Below are 19,979 nucleotides of genomic sequence, written 5' to 3'. Positions count from 1 at the left end.
ACTTACTTTGTTTTTCAAAGTACTTTTATGGAAACACAAGATTATCTTCAGGACTTAAAAGAAATCAAGAATTTGATGAGCAAATCTACTCAGTTTATTTCTCTGAGCGGGCTCTCTGGAATTTTGGCCGGGATATATGCCTTAGCCGGAGCATTTATAGCGTACCATTTAATAGAAAATCATACTGAATATTACATTACTTTAGAGAGTCAAACCTTCAAACTAATTCTGCTTACCGCTGTTTCTGTATTTGTAGCATCGATCGTGACCACTTTTGTTCTAACAATGAACAAAGCTAAAAAAGTGGGAGAAAGCATCTGGAACTCAGCTTCAAAGCGTCTTATTATCAATTTTTTAATCCCTTTGGTTACTGGTGGAATATTTGCATTGTTATTGCTTAAAAACGGGCATTACGGACTAGTTGCTCCTATCACTTTGATTTTCTATGGTTTAGCCTGTATTAATGCCAGCAAATATACTTTAAGAGATGTGCGCTACTTAGGTTTAACTGAAATCATTTTAGGCTTATTTGCAGTTGAATATTCGGGTTATGGATTGTACTTTTGGGCTCTGGGATTTGGAGTTTGCCACATTTTGTACGGAACCATCATGTATTTTAAATACGATAGAAACTAAGCACTTGAAAAACATTATTCAAAATATAAATAAAGCCTTCGACCATCGCATCCGATTGGGGATTATGTCGGTACTGATGGTTAATGAAAGTGCCGATTTCAGCACCCTTAAAGAACTTCTCGGGGTAACAGACGGCAACCTTGCAAGCCATACCAAAGCACTAGAATCGGAAAATTATATTCTTGTGGAAAAACAGTTCATTGGTAAAAAACCCAACACAAGCTATAAAGCGACTCCTGCTGGACGTAAAGCGTTTCAGGAACATATTGACGCCTTGGAAAAACTTATCAGTAAGAGCTAGTCTATTTTTTTATTTTAAAACTTTGAATTTCAAAGTACTTTTAATTACACAAACAACAAAATCCCTTAAACTGATTATCAGAAATATGTTAAAAAAAATCCTTTAATATTCTATACTATGCAACTCACTTCACTACAAATTAATTTTGGAAAAATAAGCGATTTCACCGCATTGGCAAGTTTTACTACCGGAACCCTTTTACTGCTTCTCGGCTTAACATGTAAAGGCTTTGACCTTATTTTTTTTATCGGCTATTTCTTTGTAATCATAGCTTTTTTATTCAACCTTTCTTTACTACTCATCTCACTTTCATTGCTCTTCATTTATTGGAAAAACTGGAAATTCTATCTTATAAGAATACTGATTTTATGTGCCAACATACCTGTTACACTACTTTATCTATACATCATCTTTAAATAATCAAAAAATGAAAATCATGGAAAACGAAAATCAAAAAACAAATCAAAATCAAGGAGATTTAACCGTTAGCATCGCTACAGGTAAAACTTCATTTTTCCAATCTACTACGGCAAAAATGATGATGGTTGGAATGCTAACCTTGATTTTACTCATTCCGCTTGCTTTTGTAAACGATCTTATTTCGGAACGTTCACAACGAAAAAAAGAAGTAGTAAACGAAGTCACACAACTTTGGGGACAAGACGTACTTTTTTATGGTCCGATTTTAAGGATTCCGTATAAAACCTATTCCGAAACTTCTGTGGTCGATTTTAAGACCAAACAGACCGTTATTGAACGAAAAGCTGTTGTTAATTATGCCTATTTCTTTCCTGAAAAACTAAACAACAACTCCGAAATTAAAAAGAATACTTCCTTAAAAAGAGGCATTTATAATAATGTGGTTTTTACTGCAAACATGAACTTTAACGGAAATTTCGAGAAACCTAACTTTGAAAAATTAGGCATAAAAGAAGAAGATATGCTTTGGGATCGAGCTGCTCTTGTTGTGAAAACCTCGAACTTAAAAAGCATCAAAAGCGATTTAAACATTAAACTTAACAATACCTCTTTCAATTTTGAGGCAAAAACCGAAGAAAACGATACTCTAGGAACCTTGGAGACTTCCTTGTTCAACTATAAAAATTTAGCAGCAAACTACAAACTTGATTTCAATTTCATCATGAAATACAATGGAAGCAACAGTGTTAAATTCATTCCGGTGGGAAAAACGACGCAAATCAGCATGAATTCGGATTGGGAATCGCCCAGTTTTGAAGGAATGTTTGCAGCAAACGATACAACGAAATCTGTAAGCAATAAAGGATTTCATGCCGATTGGAAAATTTTACACATCAACAGACCTTTTCCACAGCAATATGCAGGTAAAATACCGAATCTTACCAGTTATTCTTTCGGAACTAAATTAATTGAAACTGTAGACGAATACCAACAGAATGAACGTGCTTCAAAATATGGCTTTCTGGTAATTGGGCTTACTTTTTTGATTTTCTTTTTGATTCAGTCAGTAAATAAAATCAATATTCATATTTTTCAATACACGATGTTGGGTCTTGCGCTTATCATGTTTTACACCTTACTAATCTCAATTACAGAACACTCCAGCTTTTCATTGGCTTATCTGATTGCATCGATAGCAGTTATTGGAATGATTGTTCTTTATTCGGTATCCATTTTAAAAACCAAGAAATTCCCAATTTTTATAGGAATGGCATTAGCTGCTCTTTACACTTTCATTTATGTAATCATTCAGCTTGAAAACTATGCGCTATTAGTGGGCAGTATCGGATTATTTATTATTCTTGGATTAGTGATGTACTTCTCCAGAAAAATTGATTGGAACAACAACAGTTTATAGAACCCCCAATTTATTAAAATAAAAGCCCCGACTAAATCGGGGCTTTTTATTATTTTCCATCTACATAATCCTGCAGATATTTAAATCTTTCGGTTAGTTGGCCGTTTTCAGTAATTTTGGCACGTTCTAAAATTCCGTCTTTATCTCCATTGTAAAATGCAGGAATAACGTGAGTTAAAAACATTTCTCCAAAACCTTCACTGGCATCTTTCGGTAATTCACAAGGTAAATTATCGACAGCCATTACTACAATAGCACCTGGATGATTGATATCTACTTCAACTCCTTGACTTGGATAATATCCGTACAAAGGTTCTGCAATAGTCGAAGAGCGAATTGTTGATTCAATCGGCCCGTTCACATCACAGGAAATATCAGCGATTACTTTGATTTTATTATCCGGAGCATTAAGCATTTCACGGGTTAAGATTACCGGCGCGCCATTTCCGTAAAAATGTCCTGCCATAAAAATATCCGAAACTTTGGTAAAACGCTCAAAATCTGAAACGTATTCTTCAGGATGGGTATAGAAATCTTTATTGTCCAGCTTTTGCCCATCTTTGCGTTTGTTATAATCCAAAACGTCAATTTGAGTATAAACCGGCTCTGTATAAGTTTTGGTTAGATAATCGTCTGCAGAAACCTGTTTGATTTTCATGGCGTCCAAAATCTCCTTCGCTCCCATTCCAACTTTACCGTGACCGGTTAATACGATCTTGATTGGTGGCAACATCGGACGACGTAATCTTTCTACTAAAGCGGCTTTATCTGCCAAAGTTTCCGCTTTAGGTAAATTGAACAATTCGTATTTGATACCGAAAGCTCTAAAACCATTGTAAGCTCCAACAATTCCGGCATAGCGCCCGAAGCCAATTAAACGGTGGTTGGTATGGTCTACAATCGTTTCATGATCAATTAACTTGATATTCTTTTCTAAGCAGGCAATAAGTAATTTTCTGTTATAGGCTTGTTTTTTAATGGTATGGGAAAAGAAAAAATATTTTTTATTTGGTATTAAAGCGTCTACCGGCACTTCTTTCACACCAAGTAATACGTCGCAATCTGAAAGATCATCGGTAACTTCAAAACCTAATTTTCTATATTCTTCATCAGAAAAAACGCGGATATCTGAAGATTCCACTTTAATTTCCGCCTGAGGAAACTGCTCCTTTAGTTTCACTAATTCTGTAGGAGTAAAAACCACGCGTCTATCCGGCGGGGTTTTTCTTTCTTTAATTATTCCAAATTTCATTGTAAGGCACTCTTTGCAAAATTTTTATAATTATTGCTATTTTTATAACAATAATTTAAATTTTACTGTTTTGATTTGTTTGTTTTTATTTATTTTCGCCCAAATGTAACATTTAAAGAATAGCGAAGCAATTATTTTCATTCGTTTTTTTCAATTGTTTTTTTAAGATATTCGGAACATCTTTTTTTAATTCCTACACAAAAGGATTTTTCTTTAAACAAGAGTTTCAATTGAAAATTAAATGCTTTAACTTTGTGGTCTGATATTTGCTTTAAAACCTGTATCAGATACTGAAAAATTGGGGTCGACTGGTTTTGACAGCGAGTGGAATTGGACAGTAAGCACGTCGAGAACTGGGACAATTCTCGTTAATAAAAGGTTTCACAATTTTACACGGCGAAAATAATTACGCTTTAGCTGCTTAATCTGAATTATAGTAAGATTTGCCTAGTTCCTACCAGGTAGGAAAGCTAGATTCTCCTCAAAAGCCTTGGTTTATGGCGTTTGGATTAGGGGAACCGTAAAAGTAAACCTAGGAAAGGTAATGCTTTAAATCCGTTCTGAAACTCATAAAGCTAAGCAGAAAGTGGCGGTTTCCGGCCTTGCTTTTTGTCGAAAATTAAATCGGAAACTAAGCGTGTAGAAAGCTCTTCGATTGCTTGTTTGGACGAGAGTTCGATTCTCTCCGACTCCACATTAAAAAACCGCAATTAGCTAATTTTAAAGCTAATGCGGTTTTTAATTTTATAAGCTGTACGGTTCTGACTTTAAGTCCTTCAGAAACGGAACAAGCACAAATATTTTTACTTTAAGCAAGATATTACTCCACAACAATAGTTTTAGCAGCTTTCCCTTGATTGGTCACAACTTCTAAATAATAAGTACCTTTTGCTAAGTCACCAACTGAAATTACTGTATCTTTTTCGGTTTTAACTAATTGTCCTAAAGTAGAATAAACATTAACTTTTTCAATTTGCAAACCTTCTTTTAATTCAATGGTTACCTTATCAGTTGTAGGATTTGGATATACCTTAAAATTAGCTTGTACAAAACTATCGCTGGCTAAAACAACTGTTAAATCATACACTCTTACATTACCGGAATTAGTTCCAATTCCATCAGCATAAGAAGCACCAATAGCCACAATAGTACCATTGGCTGACATTGAAACACTCCTACCACTCCTATCATCACTTAATTCTCCATTGATATCACTACCAATTTGTTCTTGAGAAAAACTTAAAATCGGGAACAAAATTAAAAGTAGGATTTTTTTTCAATTTTTGAAATTTTTACAAATATATTGCTTTATAATGATTGTCTGACAAAAAAACAAGCTTAAAGAACATCTGGCTTTTTAATGTTGTTGTTTAAATTTTAAAAACTTTTTTATTTTAAAAAATATACTAATATTGTAGTTCTATTAACCCATTAACCCAATCTTAAAATGAAAAAAATATTTTTTTTCTTGTTGTTTGCCACTTTCGCAGTTAATGCACAGCAACCAAAATTCGATTTTCCTTTAAACGAAAACGGACAAATCATTTTTACAGAAGTTGTTCCTGCTGAAGGGAAAACCAAACAAGATTTGTTTACCAACTCAAAAATGTTTTTCGTAAACACTTATAAAGTGACTCAGGATAAACTTAAGCAAAACGCAGAAGCATCATCGGTTTCCGATACGCAGTATTCGATTATGACTGTAAAAATTAACGGAGCAGATGTAAAAGTGAAATTGTATTACACAGTTGCAATCCTGTCTAAAGACAACAAATACAAATACGAGATTAAAAACATCATAACCAAAACCGAAGTAACAGAAACGCCATTAGAAAAGCTATTTGACAAAACCGCAGCAGAAAAAGCCGCTCAAAAACCTAAAACAATGGAAATTTTGAATGCTTATTACGGAGCAATTAATGCCGAAATTGAAACGATTAAATCGAACATCAAAAAAGAGATGAGTAAAGCTTCTGCCAATAAAAACGATTGGTAAAAAACTCAAAACGATAAAAACAAAAAAGCTCCAGAATCTGGAGCTTTTTTTTATGGTTTCATAATTAATAACGATGGCGTTTTGTTTAACCAGGAACTCTGTTTTTCTAAGAGCATTTTCCAGGTTTCTACGCTTATTATCATTAAATCCTGTTCGTCTAATAAGGCTTTTTCGATCTTTCTTTCAACTGCCAATTTAACGTGTTTTGGATATTTTTTACTGATTTTATCAATCTGCTCGTTAAACACAGAACTTCCTTTTAAATGACCGGCTTTATCCAAAATAGTAACCGAAGCATTAGAATTTTCAATCAATTGTTTAGCGTAATCCAACAAAAACAAATCGCTTTCATCCAAGAGTAATACAAAAACCCTGTTTGCGTTATGGAAATTTTTATCAACCAAAATACCAACAGGAACCTCGGTTTTGGATAAAATCATGGCGGTTCTTTCATCAAAATGAGCATTATCAAACAGCTTTTCCTTGCCGGTAAATTTATTAATCAAACTCTCCGGGCTTATGATTCGCGTTGTAAAACCAAGCACTCGCCCTAAAAATGTTCCGTCAAAAATAGACTGGCTTAAACTCATCAGTACCAGATCAAAATCGCCTTTATTGGAAACTTCCACTACATCATTCTCAACCTCAATCGAGCTTTTGAAAATAGTCGTCACCTTCTGATTTAACTCTTCCGAAGTATGCAAAACCGGTTTGAAACTTTCAATTTCGTATTCGTCAATATTATACGGGCTTAATTCATTACTTGGCAAAATGTGCATAGCAGTAACTATGGCATTATTATTCATTTTCTTTACGAAGTTATTCGCCAAACGAAGTAATGACTGGCTTTCTTCTGCATTGTGAAACGAAAAGAGTATCTTGAATTTATTGTTCTGAACGATTTCTTTTGGAACAATCTCCGCCTTCGATTTAAACACAAAATTTATAAGATCCAAAGCTGGCCCCGTCATAAAAGTAGTGGCTAAGGCCATAATTACCATCATGGCAAAAATCTCTGGTTTTAGTACGCCCAAATCATAACCGATATTCAAAACTACAAGCTCCATCAAACCTCTGGTATTCATCAAAGCACCAATGGTCAAACTGTCTTTCCAGCTTTGTCCAACGTATTTAGCCGTTAGCGCGCTTCCTACAAATTTCCCGACTACGGCAACCAAAACGATGTAACCGCAAACTTCCCATAAATAAGCGTCGTCCAACAAACCAATCTGAGTACGAAGCCCTGTAAATACAAAGAACAACGGAAGCAACATTACCTGAGAAACATCCTCTACTTTTTCAATGAAAACATTACGAAAACGCATACTTTCCGGCATGATCACACCTGCCATAAAAGCTCCAAATAAAGCGTGGATTCCGATAATTTCGGTAGCGTAGGATGAAATTAATAAGGTCAAAAAGAAGATCGCCACAACAGGTTTTGTAATACTGTCGGGATTATCATAAAGCTCTCCAATACGTTTCAAGAAGGGTTTTACAAACTTCAGCATTAAGAAAACGTAGATAATTGCCAAAGCCATAATGTATAACGAACTCAAAAAAGAACCCGCCTTTACAATAGCGATAACCGCTGCCAGAATACACCAAGCTGTAATATCATCGGCGGCAGCACAGGTAATAACCATGGCTCCTAATTTGGTTTTATGTAAGCCTCGCTCCTGCACAATTCGCGCTAAAACTGGAAAAGCCGTGATACTCATTGCAATTCCGGTAAAGAGTGCAAAAGAAAGGAACTCTACACCTTCCGGAGCAAATTTTGCATAAATAAAATAGGCTAAAACCAACCCTAAAGTAAACGGGATAACTATACTCGCATGACTAATTACAACGGCTTCTTTGGCTTTATTCTGAAGCACTTTCAAATCCAGCTCCATCCCAACCACAAACATGAACAAGATAAGCCCTATTTGACTGAGAAACTGTAAATTTCCCAATGATGCTGCAGGAAACAAAGCATTCGAAAATTCAGGAAAGTAATTCCCAATAACAGAAGGGCCTAAAAAAATACCGGCTAAAATTTCTCCAATAACGGTAGGCTGTCCTATTCGCTTGAAAATGGCTCCAAAAAGTCGTGCCACAAAAACAATCATGACAATCTGAGCCAATAAAATTGCTAACGGATGGGTGAGGTTGTGCTCTAATGAATTAAGAAATTCCTGCCATTGTGTATTCCCTGTATTGGAAACTACAATATTTCTGCCAGCTTCAAGGTCTTTTCCATGCTGTACTGTCCAGTACATTATGGCCGAAGTGACCCCAACAATCCCGAAATAAAAAAAGCTGTTTTTGAATTTTTTCATAGTAAAACCAAGCGGTTTATGCCTTTCGCTTACGGACATCAATATTACTAATAAAAAAGGAATTTCAGGTTATTCTAACAATATTTATTCTACAACTGCCAACATGACAAATATCATTTTAAATGCGAACTCGCCAAAGTAATTTTGAGCTTGTAAATTCATTGAATATGACCACTTCATTAGTTCAAAAATATAACGTTCCAGGGCCGCGATACACGAGTTATCCAACGGTTCCGTATTGGGACGAAACATCTTTTTCATTGGAAAACTGGAAAAACAGCTTTATAAAATCGTTTTCCGAAAGCAATGATTCCGAAGGTATTAGTTTGTATATCCATTTACCTTTTTGCGAAAGCTTGTGTACGTTTTGCGGTTGTCATAAACGTATTACCAAACGTCATGAAGTGGAACATCCTTACATTGAAGCGGTTCTGAAAGAATGGAATTTGTACTGCGATTTGTTTCCGGAAAAACCAATTATCAAAGAAATTCATTTAGGCGGCGGAACTCCGACGTTTTTCTCACCGAAGAACCTTGAAAACCTCATCACCGGAATTTTCAAACGCGCAGAAAAAGCAGAGGAATACGAATTCAGCTTTGAAGGACATCCCAACAATACTACACGTGAACATCTTCAGAAATTATTTGATTTAGGTTTTCGAAGAGTAAGTTTTGGGGTTCAGGACTATTCTGAAAAAGTGCAAAATGCGATTCATAGAATTCAGCCGTTCCACAATGTGGCGAAAGTTACGTTTTGGGCCAAAGAGATTGGTTACACCTCCATTTCACACGATTTGATTTTCGGTTTACCCTTCCAAACCCTTGAAAATATTGTAGATACGATTGAAAAAACCAAAGCGCTTTCCCCTGACCGATTAGCTTTTTACAGTTATGCCCATGTTCCCTGGATTAAAGGTAACGGACAACGCGGTTTTAAAGATCAAGACGTTCCTAAAGACGATGAAAAACGTCGTCTTTATGAAATCGGAAAACAGCTTTTAGCTAAAAAAGGCTATCATGAAATCGGCATGGATCATTTTGCACATAAAAAAGACAGTATGTTTCAGGCGTTTCAGGAAGGGAAACTGCACCGTAATTTTATGGGATACACTTCTTCTAAAACCCAACTAATGATTGGTTTAGGTGTTTCCTCCATTAGTGACAGCTGGTATGGTTTTGCTCAGAATGAAAAATCATTGGAAGATTATTACACACGATTGGAAATCAATGAAATACCTGTTTTTAAAGGTCATATTTTAAATGATGAAGATTTGACCATCCGCAAGCATATCTTAAATCTGATGTGTCAATTCACAACTTCTTGGGATGAAAATTATTTGTTTTTTGAAGAATTACCCGAAGTTATAGCACAATTGCAGGAAATGGAAAAAGATGGTTTACTTGTTATTCAACACAATGCCATTACCGTTACCGAAAAAGGAAAACCATTTGTGCGCAACATCTGTATGGCTTTCGATTTACGTTTAAAACGCAAAGCGCCACAAACCCAATTGTTCTCTATGACGGTTTAATCACAAAGAAATAAATCTTACTTTTGAAGTAAGTCAAACCTGTTATGGAAGATTTACTTCAAAAAATAGAGCAATGTATTATCTGCAAAGAGTTCCTGCCGAATGAGCCGAAACCGGTTTTGTCCATTAGTAGGGAATCAAAAATTATTATTATTGGTCAGGCTCCGGGCACCAAAGCACATCAAAGCGGAATCCCCTGGAACGATGCCAGTGGTGAAGAATTACGTCGTTGGCTCAATGTAGACCGAAATCAGTTTTATGATACTTCGATTTTTGGGATTATGCCGATGGGTTTCTGTTATCCCGGAAAAGGAAAATCGGGGGATTTACCGCCAAGACCGGAATGCGCGCCGTTATGGCATCAACTTATTTTAGAACAAGTTACTGATGTGAAACTCATTCTACTCATCGGAAATTATGCGCATAAATATTATCTAAAAGACAAATCGTATAAGAATTTAACGGAAAACGTTGAGCATTACAAAGAATTTCTGCCTAAGTTTTTACCCCTTGTACATCCATCACCAAGAAACAAATTATGGCAAAAGAAAAATCCTTGGTTTGAAGAAGAAGTTGTGCCGGAACTCCGAAGAATAGTTCGGGAAGCGCTTAAAAAGTAATTAGCGGCAAACCGGATTGTTTTGCACAAAAAGGCTCAAATCACTTGGCGAAACATAAGGAATTCCCAATCCTAAACCGCGCATAATGAATAACATTCCGATAAAAACCGCAACAAAAGGAATGACTTTCTGAATCCTGTTACGCATCGGAACTGTTACTAAATTGGAAACATAAACCACAGCGCTCATCATCGGAATTGTTCCTAATCCGTAAAGCAACATATAACCTACTCCAAGTAGTTCATTTTGCATGGCAATCGCCCCGAATAAAGCCACATACACCAATCCGCAAGGCAAAAAACCGTTCAATAACCCAATGGTAAACAAGGCTTTATAACTTCGTTTTTTAAATTGATTCCCTAAAGAAGTTTTCACGTTTGAAATCAGTCTAAAAACTGGTTTTGAAAAATTATATTGGGCGAGAACTTTCTCCGGAATAAGTACGAATGCAATCATCAAAATGCCAATGACAACAGACAACTGCTGCTGCATTCCCGCCAGAAAAAGCCCTTTGCCCAACAAACCAAAAACCAAGCCGAAAATCATGTAGGCTACTACTCTTCCGGAATGATACGTTAAAAGCTGTACTGTCTTTTTAGCAGGATTCTTATGATCAAGCGGCAGCATCATTGCAATGGGACCACACATCCCAATGCAATGCAAACTGCTGATTAACCCTAGTATGAACCCCGAAAAAATCATATTATAAATTCACATTCTGTTTGTTCAAATACCCAACGCCTTCATATTCCCAATCAATGGTAATGTCCCAACGACCGCCCACCAAATCTGTTTTAGGTATGAGCAAATTTGAATCGGATAAGGAGATGGTTTTCTCAAAATCCATTTTCTGGTTGGACGGTCTGTAAAAGGACACTTTACCTTTAATTTTAGTATAATCAAATGTTTTCGGAAAGCTTATCAGTAAGCCATCCTTTTGAGAAGTTATCATCAGTTTGTCTTTTAAATCGTAAGCGTGTTGCGATTTATCCAACTGCTGCTGAAATACTAATTCTTTTTTATAATATTCCTCAGTAACCATCTCGTGGTCATACTGCGAATCGGATTGTACTTTAAACACGAAGTACAAAATAAACGTCATAAACAGCCCGAAAGCAATGACAATTCCTGTTCCCCAATTAATTTTCATAATCCTTATTTTTTGAAGCGAATGGTTTGGTTTGTACTTAAAAACGTAATTCCTGCTGTCCGTTCTATCTCCCGAAACCGGGAGGATGCCACTGCCATCAGGGCTAAAAGCGAACCATTCTATTGTTTCTAAACTCCTTTTTTAATCAAAACTTCTTGGCCCTAAAAAATTTGTTGTTGTAGTTTCCAGAAGTTCTTTATCATTATATACTTCAATGGTAATTTTGGTTTTATCGCCTTTTAAGAAAGCCGGATTAATTTCCACAAACAAGGTTCCTTGCGCCATGCCTTCTTTTTCCACTTTAAAATTTTCTTTTCCCACCATCTTAATTTCCCCTTTCGGAGTTGCCAATCTGAAATGAACGTTATCAAAATCGCGTACCGTTTTGTTCACCACTTTATAGGTAAACACATTGCTGATGTTCTCGCCTTTATGTTGAAACAATTGCCCCGGAAGTCGCAATACCGTAGCTTCGACATCATTTCTTAAAAACAGCATCCCGATTAACACGCCAATCAAAATCGCTAAAACCGCAGTATAGCCTTTCATTCTTGTTGTGAAAACGAATTTCTCCTTCTTCACAATTTCATTTTCGGAAGCATAGCGAATCAAACCTTTCGGAAGATTTACACTTTCCATGATGAGATCACATTCGTCGATACAAGCAGTACAGTTAATACATTCCAACTGAACTCCGTTTCGAATATCAATTCCGGTCGGGCAAACGTTTACACATTGATGACAATCAATACAATCACCTTTTCCGAACATTTTTCGGTCTTCGTTTTTTTTGAATTTTGCTCTTCCCGAAGCACCTTCACCACGTACATGGTCGTACGCCACATTTATCGTTTTATTGTCGAGCAAAACCCCTTGCATTCTTCCGTAAGGACAGGCAATGATACATACTTGCTCGCGAAACCATGCATAAATAAAGTAGAAAACCGCAGTAAAAATCAATAAGGCGATAAGCGTACTTACATTGTGAAATGGTCCTTGTCGCACCATATCCAAAACCTGATCACTTCCAACCAAATACGCTAAAAACACATTGGCAATTGCAAAAGAAGCAATGAAAAACAAAAACCATTTCGTCGTTTTCTTCCTGATTTTCTCAGCATTCCATTCCTGTTTATTGAGCTTTATCTGTGCGCCTCGATCGCCTTCAATCCAAAATTCGATTCTTCGGAAAAGCATTTCCATGAAAATTGTTTGCGGGCAAAACCATCCGCAGAAAATACGTCCGAAAGCAACTGTAAACAAAGCCAGTCCCACTACTCCGATGATCATCGAAATTACCACCAAATGAAAATCCTGTGGCCAAAACGGAAACCCGAAAATCGAGAACTTCCGCTCCATAATGTTAAACAGTAAGAACTGATTTCCGTTGATTTTCACAAACGGTGCCGAAAACAGAAAGGCCAACAAAAAATAACTTACCAGCTTTCTTTTTTCATATAACTTTCCTTTTGGAATTTTAGGAAAAATCCAGGCGCGTTTTCCCTCTTCATCTATAGTGGCAATGGTATCTCTAAAACTTTCATCAGGTAAATTGGACATACTTTTTTATTTTAAAACTTCACTTGAAGGTGCAGCGGCAACATTTTTATCAGAAGCGGTTTTTGGAGCATTTTCATCCACCCAAACTTCGCCTTCAGGAGCTTTTCCGGCTTTTGGATTGCTTCCTTGTAAACTCAACACGTAACTCGCTACTTTCTGAATATCAGAAGGTTTGATAATTTCTTTCCAAGGCACCATTCCTTTTCCGGCGCGACCACCTTCCATAATAGTGTTGAATACATTTTTGATTCCGCCTCCGTTAATCCATTGATTGTCTGTTAAGTTTGGACCGATCGCTCCTCCAGCATCTGCACGGTGACACGCTACACAATTCGTTTCGAAAATGGTTTTTCCGGCAGCTAATTCGGCAGCATCGGTAAGCAACGTCACTTTTTCCTTGTCCATTAAATCGGGAGCAGTTTTCTTGTATTCTTCCACAGCGATTTTGGCTTCAGCCATTTCTTTTTCAAATTCCATGGTTTGATCATCATGTCCTAGTACATGAAAACGAACTAAGTAGATGAAAGCAAACGCAATACAAGCATAGAACAAATACACCCACCATGGCGGTAATACGTTGTCAAGTTCTTTGATACCATCGTAATCATGATGCAGAAGCAATTCGCCTTCTTCTTCAATTTTACGGGAACGCGTTAGTTTCTGCATCCATTTTTTGTAGAAAGCAGTTTCTGTGAACGGAAGCTCATCTTCGATTTCTTTCTGTTTTCGTTGTTCTTCTGTTAAAAGACTGTACAGCACATTGTTAGTAGATTTTACTACAACTTCCATAGCAATCAATAAAAAAAGGAAGAGTAACAGAATCAATGAAACTATCGGAAATTTGATAAATGCCGGACGATCACCGGAGTCGATAAAGAATTCCATCGCAATGAAAAACAAAGCGAAAAGCACCGGAATTCGAACGTATATTGGAAAAAACTTTTTCATAACTTATTTATTTACAACTCTACAGCATTATCATTGTTAAACGGAATGTTACTCATTTCGGCTATTTTTTCTTTTTTATAGGTAAATACCCAAGCATAAAGCGCAACAAAAAAGATGAAGAAAATCAGTAACGATATGATCGGATAAATCTCAATTCCTGAGATGGTTTCCAAATTGTGTTTGATGAATTTTAACATGACTTGTGCTTTTAATTATTCGGCTTGTTTTACTTTGATATCGGTTCCTAATCGCTGTAAATAAGCAATTAGTGCTGTAATTTCACGATCTTTCATCGGTACAAAACTCTCACCTTTTACTTTCGCTTTTTTCATACTTTCCTCGTAACTCTTTACGAAATCAGGGTCATTTTTAAGGTTTTCCTCGATTTTAGCAGATTGTGCTGCAATGCTTTTCTTAGCGTTTGCAATATCTTGATCCGTATAAGGCACTCCTAATTTTACCATGACACGCATTTTGTCTTCCGTTTTCGAATAATCCATCGGTTTGTTGTCGAACAGCCATTTGTAACCCGGCATAATTGAACCGGCTGATGTACTTTGAGGATCCCACATGTGGTTGAAATGCCAATTGTCGTTGTATTTTCCGCCGACACGCATCAAATCCGGACCGGTTCGTTTTGAGCCCCATAAAAATGGGTGATCATACACATATTCTCCTGATTTTGAATATTCTCCGTAACGGGAAACTTCAGAACGGAAAGGTCTAACCATTTGTGAGTGACAGCCCACACAACCTTCTCGGATGTACAAATCACGACCTTCCAATTCAAGTGGTGTGTACGGTTTTACACTTGTAATGGTTGGAATGTTTGATTTTACAACAAGCGTCGGTACAATCTGGATGATTCCTCCAATTAAAATCGCAATCGTTGCTAAAAGGGTCAACTGAATTGGTTTTCTTTCCAACCATCCGTGGAATTTCTCCCCTTTTAATCGGTTTGGAGAGATTTTGACCAAAGCTGGAGCTTCGGCTAATTCGTCTTCAACCGGTTTTCCTTGTTTTACGGTCATGATGATGTTGTATACCAAGACAAACAATCCAATGATAAACAAGGTTCCTCCTACTGCACGCATGGCATACATCGGCATAATTTCTTTTACGGTCTCAAGGAAGTTTCCGTAAACCAATGAACCATCAGGATTGAACTGTTTCCACATTTGTGCCTGAACAAATCCGGCAACATACATTGGTAATGCGTATAAAATGATTCCTAAAGTTCCAATCCAAAAGTGGAAGTTGGCTAATTTTTTAGAGTATAATTCGGTTTTAGTCATTCTTGGGATTAACCAGTAAATCATACCGAAAGTCATGAATCCGTTCCAGGCTAAAGCTCCAACGTGAACGTGAGCAACGATCCAATCGGTAAAGTGTGCGATAGCGTTTACATTTTTCAGGGAAAGCATTGGTCCTTCAAAAGTGGCCATACCATAACCGGTAATCGCTACTACGAAGAATTTTAAAATCGGTTCGGTTCTTACTTTGTCCCAAACTCCGCGTAGAGTCAATAATCCGTTGATCATACCGCCCCAAGATGGTGCAATAAGCATTACGGAGAACACAACTCCTAAATTTTGCGCCCAATCCGGTAAAGCCGTGTACAACAAGTGGTGAGGACCAGCCCAGATGTATAAGAAAATCAACGACCAAAAGTGAATGATGGATAATCGATACGAATAAACAGGACGATTCGCAGCCTTAGGAATGAAATAATACATCAACCCTAAAAATGGTGTAGTCAAGAAAAACGCAACAGCATTGTGACCGTACCACCATTGCACCAAAGCATCCTGAACCCCAGCATAAACCGAATAACTTTTCATACCATCAACCGGTAAAGCCAAACTATTGAAAATATGCAATACGGCAACAGTTACGAAAGTCGCAATGTAAAACCAAATGGCTACATACAAGTGGCGCTCTCTTCGGCGTAAAATCGTCATGATCATGTTGATACCGAAAACTACCCAAATAATAGCAATTGCAATATCGATAGGCCATTCCAACTCGGCATACTCTTTTGAAGTGGTATATCCCAAAGGCAACGAAATTGCTGCGGCTACTATAATTAACTGCCAACCCCAGAAGTTGATGTTACTTAAAGCATCGCTCCACATTCTTGTTTTTAACAATCGTTGTAAGGAATAATAAATTCCGGCAAAAATCGCATTTCCTACGAAAGCGAAAATCACCGCATTAGTATGTAAAGGACGTAAACGACCATAGCTTAACCACGAAATTCCGTCGGTCATGTTCGGGAAAAGGTACATCGTGGCAATCAAAAGCCCCACGAGCATCCCCACTACCCCAAAAACGATTGAAGCATACAGGAACTTCTTTACAATTTTGTTATCGTAATAAAATTGTTGCACTTCCATAATTAGTTTTGTTTTTCTATTTGTGTTTCGGATTTGTTTACACTGGGTTTGTTTTTAAGCTCATCTTCGAACAACATGCGAACCGATGGCGTGTAATCGTCGTCAAACTGACCGCTTTTCACCGCTCTTATAAAAATGTACAAGAACGCCAGCGCCACAACGATACTAATGGAGATTAACAGATAAATAACACTCATACCTTAAATTTTATAGTTCAAAATTACTTTAGCGGTTGCGGATAAAACATGATTTTTATCATACAACCTTATTTATTTTCTTGCGAAATAATTGCTCATGATGGTTACAAAACTCACGATGGTTACGGTACTTAACGGCATAATGATGGCGGCAACCAATGGAGATAGGTTTCCGGTTACCGCAAAACTCAGTCCTACAACATTATAGAGTAAGGATAAACCGAAACTCATATAAATTGTAAGCATTGCTTTTTTAGAAAGTCTCAGGAAATAACTGATTTTTGAAAACTGAGTCGCATCCAGAATTCCGTCGCAGGCGGGTGAAAACACGTTTACATTTTCAGAGATTGAGATTCCAACGTTTGCTTGTGCTAAGGCTCCTGCATCGTTTAATCCGTCACCAACCATCATAACATTTCTGCCTTCCTTTTGGAGTTTTTCAATGAATTGAAGCTTTTGTTCCGGTTTTTGATTGAATACCAAAGTCGTATTTGTCGGTAACATCTTCTCTAAAATCTTGCGTTCCCCGTCATTATCTCCGGATAAAACAACCAGATTGTATCGTTTGGAAAGCTTATCAAACAATTGTTCCAAACCTTCCCTATATTGATTGTTGAATACGTAACTTCCTTTGTAAACACCGTCAATTTCAACATGAACTTTGGTTTTTTTATGGGTATTTTCACTCATGTGTTGCAAGAATTGTGACGAACCCAACTTTATCGTATGACCATCAACAGTAGCAAAAACACCTTTTCCAATAACTTCTTCGAAATGAGTCGTTTCTAATTTTTCCTGATTCGGAATAAAATCATACAATCTTCTGCTTAAAGGATGGTTGGAACTTCTTAATGCGTTTTTCAGAAGTTTTAGTTCTTCTTCATTTAATGGTATTCCTTCATAAATTATTGAAGTCTTTTTATTGGTGGTAATCGTTCCTGTTTTATCAAAAACTACCGTATCCACTTTTGCTAATTGCTCAATAACTGTGGCATTTTTAAGGTAGAACTTTCTGTAACCCATAATACGAAGCACGTTCCCCAATGTAAAAGGCGCAGTTAAAGCCAAAGCACACGGGCAGGCAACAATCAGAATCGCAGTAAAAACATTAAAAGCCGTGGTCACATCCCTGAAAATCCAGAATCCGAACGAAGCAAACGCCAGCAACAACAAAGCCGGAGTAAAATAGCGACTGATGGTATCGGTAATCGTTTTGTACTTTCGGTCGAAATGTTTCTGGAACACATCGTTGCTCCACAATTGAGTCAAATAACTTTGGGAAACTGAATGCAAAACCTCCATCTCAATCACATTCCCTATTTGTTTTCCGCCTGCGTAGATTTTGTCACCGGATTTTTTATCAATCGCTACGGCCTCACCAGTCACAAAACTGTAATCGATGGCGGTTTTTTCGGAAATCAGAATACCGTCAACCGGAATTAATTCCTGATTGCGGATTAATAAACGATCGCCTTTCTGAATGTCATAAACCTGAATCGCTACTTCCGATTTATCATTTAAAATCTTGGTAACGGCAATCGGAAAATAGGATTTATAATCGCGTTCAAATGATAAAAAATTGTAGGTTTTCTGCTGAAACATCTTTCCTAACAGCATGAAGAAAATAAGTCCGCACATACTGTCGAAAAAGCCTTGTCCGTAGCCCATTGCAATATCAACGGTACTTCTAACAAACATCACCACAATCCCTAAAGCGATCGGAATGTCAATGTTGAGCATTTTGGATTTGATGCTTTTCCATGCCGAAACGTAATAGCCCCAAGCCGAGTAGAAAAACGGCGGCAAAGCCAAAGCAAAAATCAACCAGCGAAAGAAACCTTTGTATTGTTCAATCCAGAATTCACCTACTTCAAAATACTCCGGAAACGACAAAAGCATGATGTTTCCGAAACTAAAAAAAGCAACCCCGATTTTGTAGTACAAACTGCGGTCTACCTCTTTTTTCATGTTCTCGAAATTTTCAAGGCTGATATACGGTTCGTATCCGATAGCACTTAACAACACTACAATTTCCTTAAGTGAAACATTTTCGGAATTGAACGTGACACGAACTTTTTTCTCATGGAAATTAACCTGAGAAACGGTAACCCCGTTATTTAATTTGTTCAGATTTTCCAGAATCCAGATACAGGAACTGCAATGAATGTGTGGAATATACAACGATACGATTTGTGTAGTTTCCTCGTTGAAGTCCAACAACTTCTCAACAATATCATCATTATCCAGAAAATCGTATTTTCCTTTAATGTCCTGCGGTGTGGCTCCGGGTGCGTTTTCAAAATCGTAATAGCAGGTCAAATCGTTCAGGCTGAAAATCTCGTACACCGTTTTACATCCGGTACAACAAAAGGATTTTTCCTCGAACAGAATTTCTTCCGCTTTTACAATATTGTTACCGCAATGGAAACAATTTTGTGTATTCATAATTTGCTCATTTTACCTGAAGCAAATTTCTTTCGTAATCATTTCTTAAAATATGATTTTTGTCATACTTTAGTATCTTTGCAAAAACAATCGAATATCATGAGCAGATGTGAACAATGTATCGTTAGGGAATTCAGTGCTTTAAAGGCGTTGAACAAAGACGAATTGCTAAAACTCGCCGATTGTAAAACTTCCTACGTGGTAAAAAAGGGAGAAGTTATTTTTGATGAAGGCGATCATCTGGACGGGATCTTTTGTGTGAAAGACGGCGTTTGCAAACTTTCAAAACTAAGCTCCAACGGAAAAGACCAGATTGTAAAACTGGTTTCGCGCGGGGAATTATTAGGTCAACGTTCCTTAATTAGTGAGGAGCCTACCAATTTAAGTGCAATTGCCCTTGAAGACATGACCGTTTGTTTTGTTCCGAAAAGCCAGGTGATGGATTTTTTCAACGAGAACAACAAGTTTTCGCTGAACATGATGAAAAACGTGTGCCATGATTTAAAAGAAGCCGATAACGTTTTAGTAAACCTTGCCCAGAAAAACGTTAAGGAACGTTTGGCTGCAACACTTCTTTACTTGCATGACGCTTTTGGAGTTAATGAAGACGATTCTTTGAAACTGCATTTATCACGAGAAGAGATTTCCAGTATAATAGGAACCGCGACCGAAAGCTGCATCCGATTATTATCCGAATTCAACAAAAACGGTTGGATCGAGCTCAGCGGAAAGAAAATCATATTGAAAAACAAAAAAGAGCTAAGAAAGTTAGCCGAATAAAAAAAGGA

General features: G+C 37.0%; 19 protein-coding genes and 1 other RNA gene. 9 read left to right on the top strand and 11 right to left on the bottom strand.

The genetic code is table 11. From position 1 onward, the window contains the following. The first annotated feature begins 27 nt into the window (after window positions 1–27). From LZZ90_RS13215 to creD, 3 genes are all read left to right on the top strand, one after another. Window positions 28–636: a hypothetical protein gene (locus tag LZZ90_RS13215; RefSeq protein ID WP_237791179.1), complete on the top strand. Its 609-nt coding sequence runs from the start codon at window positions 28–30 to the stop codon at window positions 634–636. Window positions 637–640: 4 nt separating this feature from the next. Further along, window positions 641–937 carry a transcriptional regulator gene (locus tag LZZ90_RS13210; protein WP_237791178.1) on the top strand — a complete coding sequence of 99 codons (297 nt, stop codon included), beginning with the start codon at window positions 641–643 and terminating at the stop codon, window positions 935–937. Between the two features lie 436 nt (window positions 938–1,373). Then, window positions 1,374–2,774, top strand: a complete 1,401-nt coding sequence (creD, locus tag LZZ90_RS13205; RefSeq protein ID WP_255702405.1) for a cell envelope integrity protein CreD — start codon at window positions 1,374–1,376, stop codon at window positions 2,772–2,774. 49 nt (window positions 2,775–2,823) lie between these two features. Here the strand turns inward: creD and LZZ90_RS13200 are convergent, their stop codons facing one another. Then, entirely contained in the window at window positions 2,824–4,026 is a 1,203-nt protein-coding gene (locus tag LZZ90_RS13200; protein WP_237791177.1) for an NAD(P)-dependent oxidoreductase, read from the bottom strand. A gap of 300 nt (window positions 4,027–4,326) precedes the next feature. On the opposite strand from LZZ90_RS13200, the gene ssrA reads away from it, so the two are divergent. Continuing rightward, window positions 4,327–4,723: a transfer-messenger RNA gene (ssrA, locus tag LZZ90_RS13195) on the top strand. Between the two features lie 123 nt (window positions 4,724–4,846). Here the strand turns inward: ssrA and LZZ90_RS13190 are convergent. Then, entirely contained in the window at window positions 4,847–5,281 is a 435-nt protein-coding gene (locus LZZ90_RS13190) for a T9SS type A sorting domain-containing protein (RefSeq protein WP_237791176.1), read from the bottom strand. A gap of 192 nt (window positions 5,282–5,473) precedes the next feature. Here LZZ90_RS13190 and LZZ90_RS13185 point away from each other — a divergent pair, with 192 nt between their 5' ends. Beyond that, on the top strand, window positions 5,474–6,022 hold the full coding sequence (locus tag LZZ90_RS13185; RefSeq protein ID WP_237791175.1) for a DUF4468 domain-containing protein: 549 nt from the start codon (window positions 5,474–5,476) through the stop codon (window positions 6,020–6,022). A 50-nt stretch (window positions 6,023–6,072) separates the two neighbouring features. Here LZZ90_RS13185 and LZZ90_RS13180 read toward each other — a convergent pair whose 3' ends face one another. Further along, entirely contained in the window at window positions 6,073–8,343 is a 2,271-nt protein-coding gene (locus tag LZZ90_RS13180; protein WP_237791174.1) for a cation:proton antiporter, read from the bottom strand. On the opposite strand from LZZ90_RS13180, the gene LZZ90_RS13175 reads away from it, so the two are divergent. From LZZ90_RS13175 to LZZ90_RS13165, 3 genes are read left to right on the top strand one after another with little or no spacing between them, the layout of a single operon-like run. Then, entirely contained in the window at window positions 8,330–8,485 is a 156-nt protein-coding gene (locus tag LZZ90_RS13175) for a hypothetical protein (RefSeq protein WP_237791173.1), read from the top strand. The genes LZZ90_RS13180 and LZZ90_RS13175 overlap by 14 nt on opposite strands. Window positions 8,486–8,510: 25 nt before the next feature. Then, a complete protein-coding gene (gene hemN, locus LZZ90_RS13170; protein WP_237791172.1) occupies window positions 8,511–9,875 on the top strand; it encodes an oxygen-independent coproporphyrinogen III oxidase in 1,365 nt (454 codons plus the stop codon). A 44-nt stretch (window positions 9,876–9,919) separates the two neighbouring features. Further along, window positions 9,920–10,495 carry a uracil-DNA glycosylase family protein gene (locus tag LZZ90_RS13165; RefSeq protein ID WP_237791171.1) on the top strand — a complete coding sequence of 192 codons (576 nt, stop codon included), beginning with the start codon at window positions 9,920–9,922 and terminating at the stop codon, window positions 10,493–10,495. Here LZZ90_RS13165 and LZZ90_RS13160 read toward each other — a convergent pair whose 3' ends face one another. The 8 genes from LZZ90_RS13160 to LZZ90_RS13125 form a co-directional block, all read right to left on the bottom strand. Then, window positions 10,496–11,197 (bottom strand): sulfite exporter TauE/SafE family protein, encoded by a 702-nt coding sequence (locus LZZ90_RS13160; protein ID WP_237791170.1) that lies wholly within the window; start codon window positions 11,195–11,197, stop codon window positions 10,496–10,498. A 1-nt stretch (window position 11,198) separates the two neighbouring features. Then, window positions 11,199–11,645, bottom strand: coding sequence for a FixH family protein (locus LZZ90_RS13155; protein WP_237791169.1), 447 nt, complete (start codon window positions 11,643–11,645; stop codon window positions 11,199–11,201). A 141-nt stretch (window positions 11,646–11,786) separates the two neighbouring features. Further along, window positions 11,787–13,205: a cytochrome c oxidase accessory protein CcoG gene (gene ccoG / locus LZZ90_RS13150; protein ID WP_237791168.1), complete on the bottom strand. Its 1,419-nt coding sequence runs from the start codon at window positions 13,203–13,205 to the stop codon at window positions 11,787–11,789. A gap of 6 nt (window positions 13,206–13,211) precedes the next feature. Beyond that, window positions 13,212–14,153 (bottom strand): cbb3-type cytochrome c oxidase N-terminal domain-containing protein, encoded by a 942-nt coding sequence (locus LZZ90_RS13145; RefSeq protein WP_237791167.1) that lies wholly within the window; start codon window positions 14,151–14,153, stop codon window positions 13,212–13,214. An 11-nt stretch (window positions 14,154–14,164) separates the two neighbouring features. Continuing rightward, window positions 14,165–14,350, bottom strand: a complete 186-nt coding sequence (locus tag LZZ90_RS13140) for a CcoQ/FixQ family Cbb3-type cytochrome c oxidase assembly chaperone (protein WP_237791166.1) — start codon at window positions 14,348–14,350, stop codon at window positions 14,165–14,167. Between the two features lie 15 nt (window positions 14,351–14,365). Continuing rightward, entirely contained in the window at window positions 14,366–16,549 is a 2,184-nt protein-coding gene (ccoN, locus tag LZZ90_RS13135) for a cytochrome-c oxidase, cbb3-type subunit I (RefSeq protein ID WP_237791165.1), read from the bottom strand. A 2-nt stretch (window positions 16,550–16,551) separates the two neighbouring features. Beyond that, window positions 16,552–16,746 carry a cbb3-type cytochrome oxidase assembly protein CcoS gene (gene ccoS, locus LZZ90_RS13130; protein WP_237791164.1) on the bottom strand — a complete coding sequence of 65 codons (195 nt, stop codon included), beginning with the start codon at window positions 16,744–16,746 and terminating at the stop codon, window positions 16,552–16,554. 72 nt (window positions 16,747–16,818) lie between these two features. Beyond that, window positions 16,819–19,191 (bottom strand): heavy metal translocating P-type ATPase metal-binding domain-containing protein, encoded by a 2,373-nt coding sequence (locus LZZ90_RS13125; RefSeq protein ID WP_237791163.1) that lies wholly within the window; start codon window positions 19,189–19,191, stop codon window positions 16,819–16,821. 99 nt (window positions 19,192–19,290) lie between these two features. Here LZZ90_RS13125 and LZZ90_RS13120 point away from each other — a divergent pair, with 99 nt between their 5' ends. After that, window positions 19,291–19,971 carry a Crp/Fnr family transcriptional regulator gene (locus LZZ90_RS13120; RefSeq protein ID WP_237791162.1) on the top strand — a complete coding sequence of 227 codons (681 nt, stop codon included), beginning with the start codon at window positions 19,291–19,293 and terminating at the stop codon, window positions 19,969–19,971. The last annotated feature ends 8 nt before the right edge of the window (window positions 19,972–19,979 follow it).

The organism is Flavobacterium sp. SM15 (genome assembly GCF_022012335.1).
In the GTDB taxonomy this organism is placed as follows: Bacteria; Bacteroidota; Bacteroidia; order Flavobacteriales; family Flavobacteriaceae; genus Flavobacterium.
Note: the sequence above shows the minus strand (reverse complement) of the source record. Positions and strands in the feature narration are given on the sequence as shown.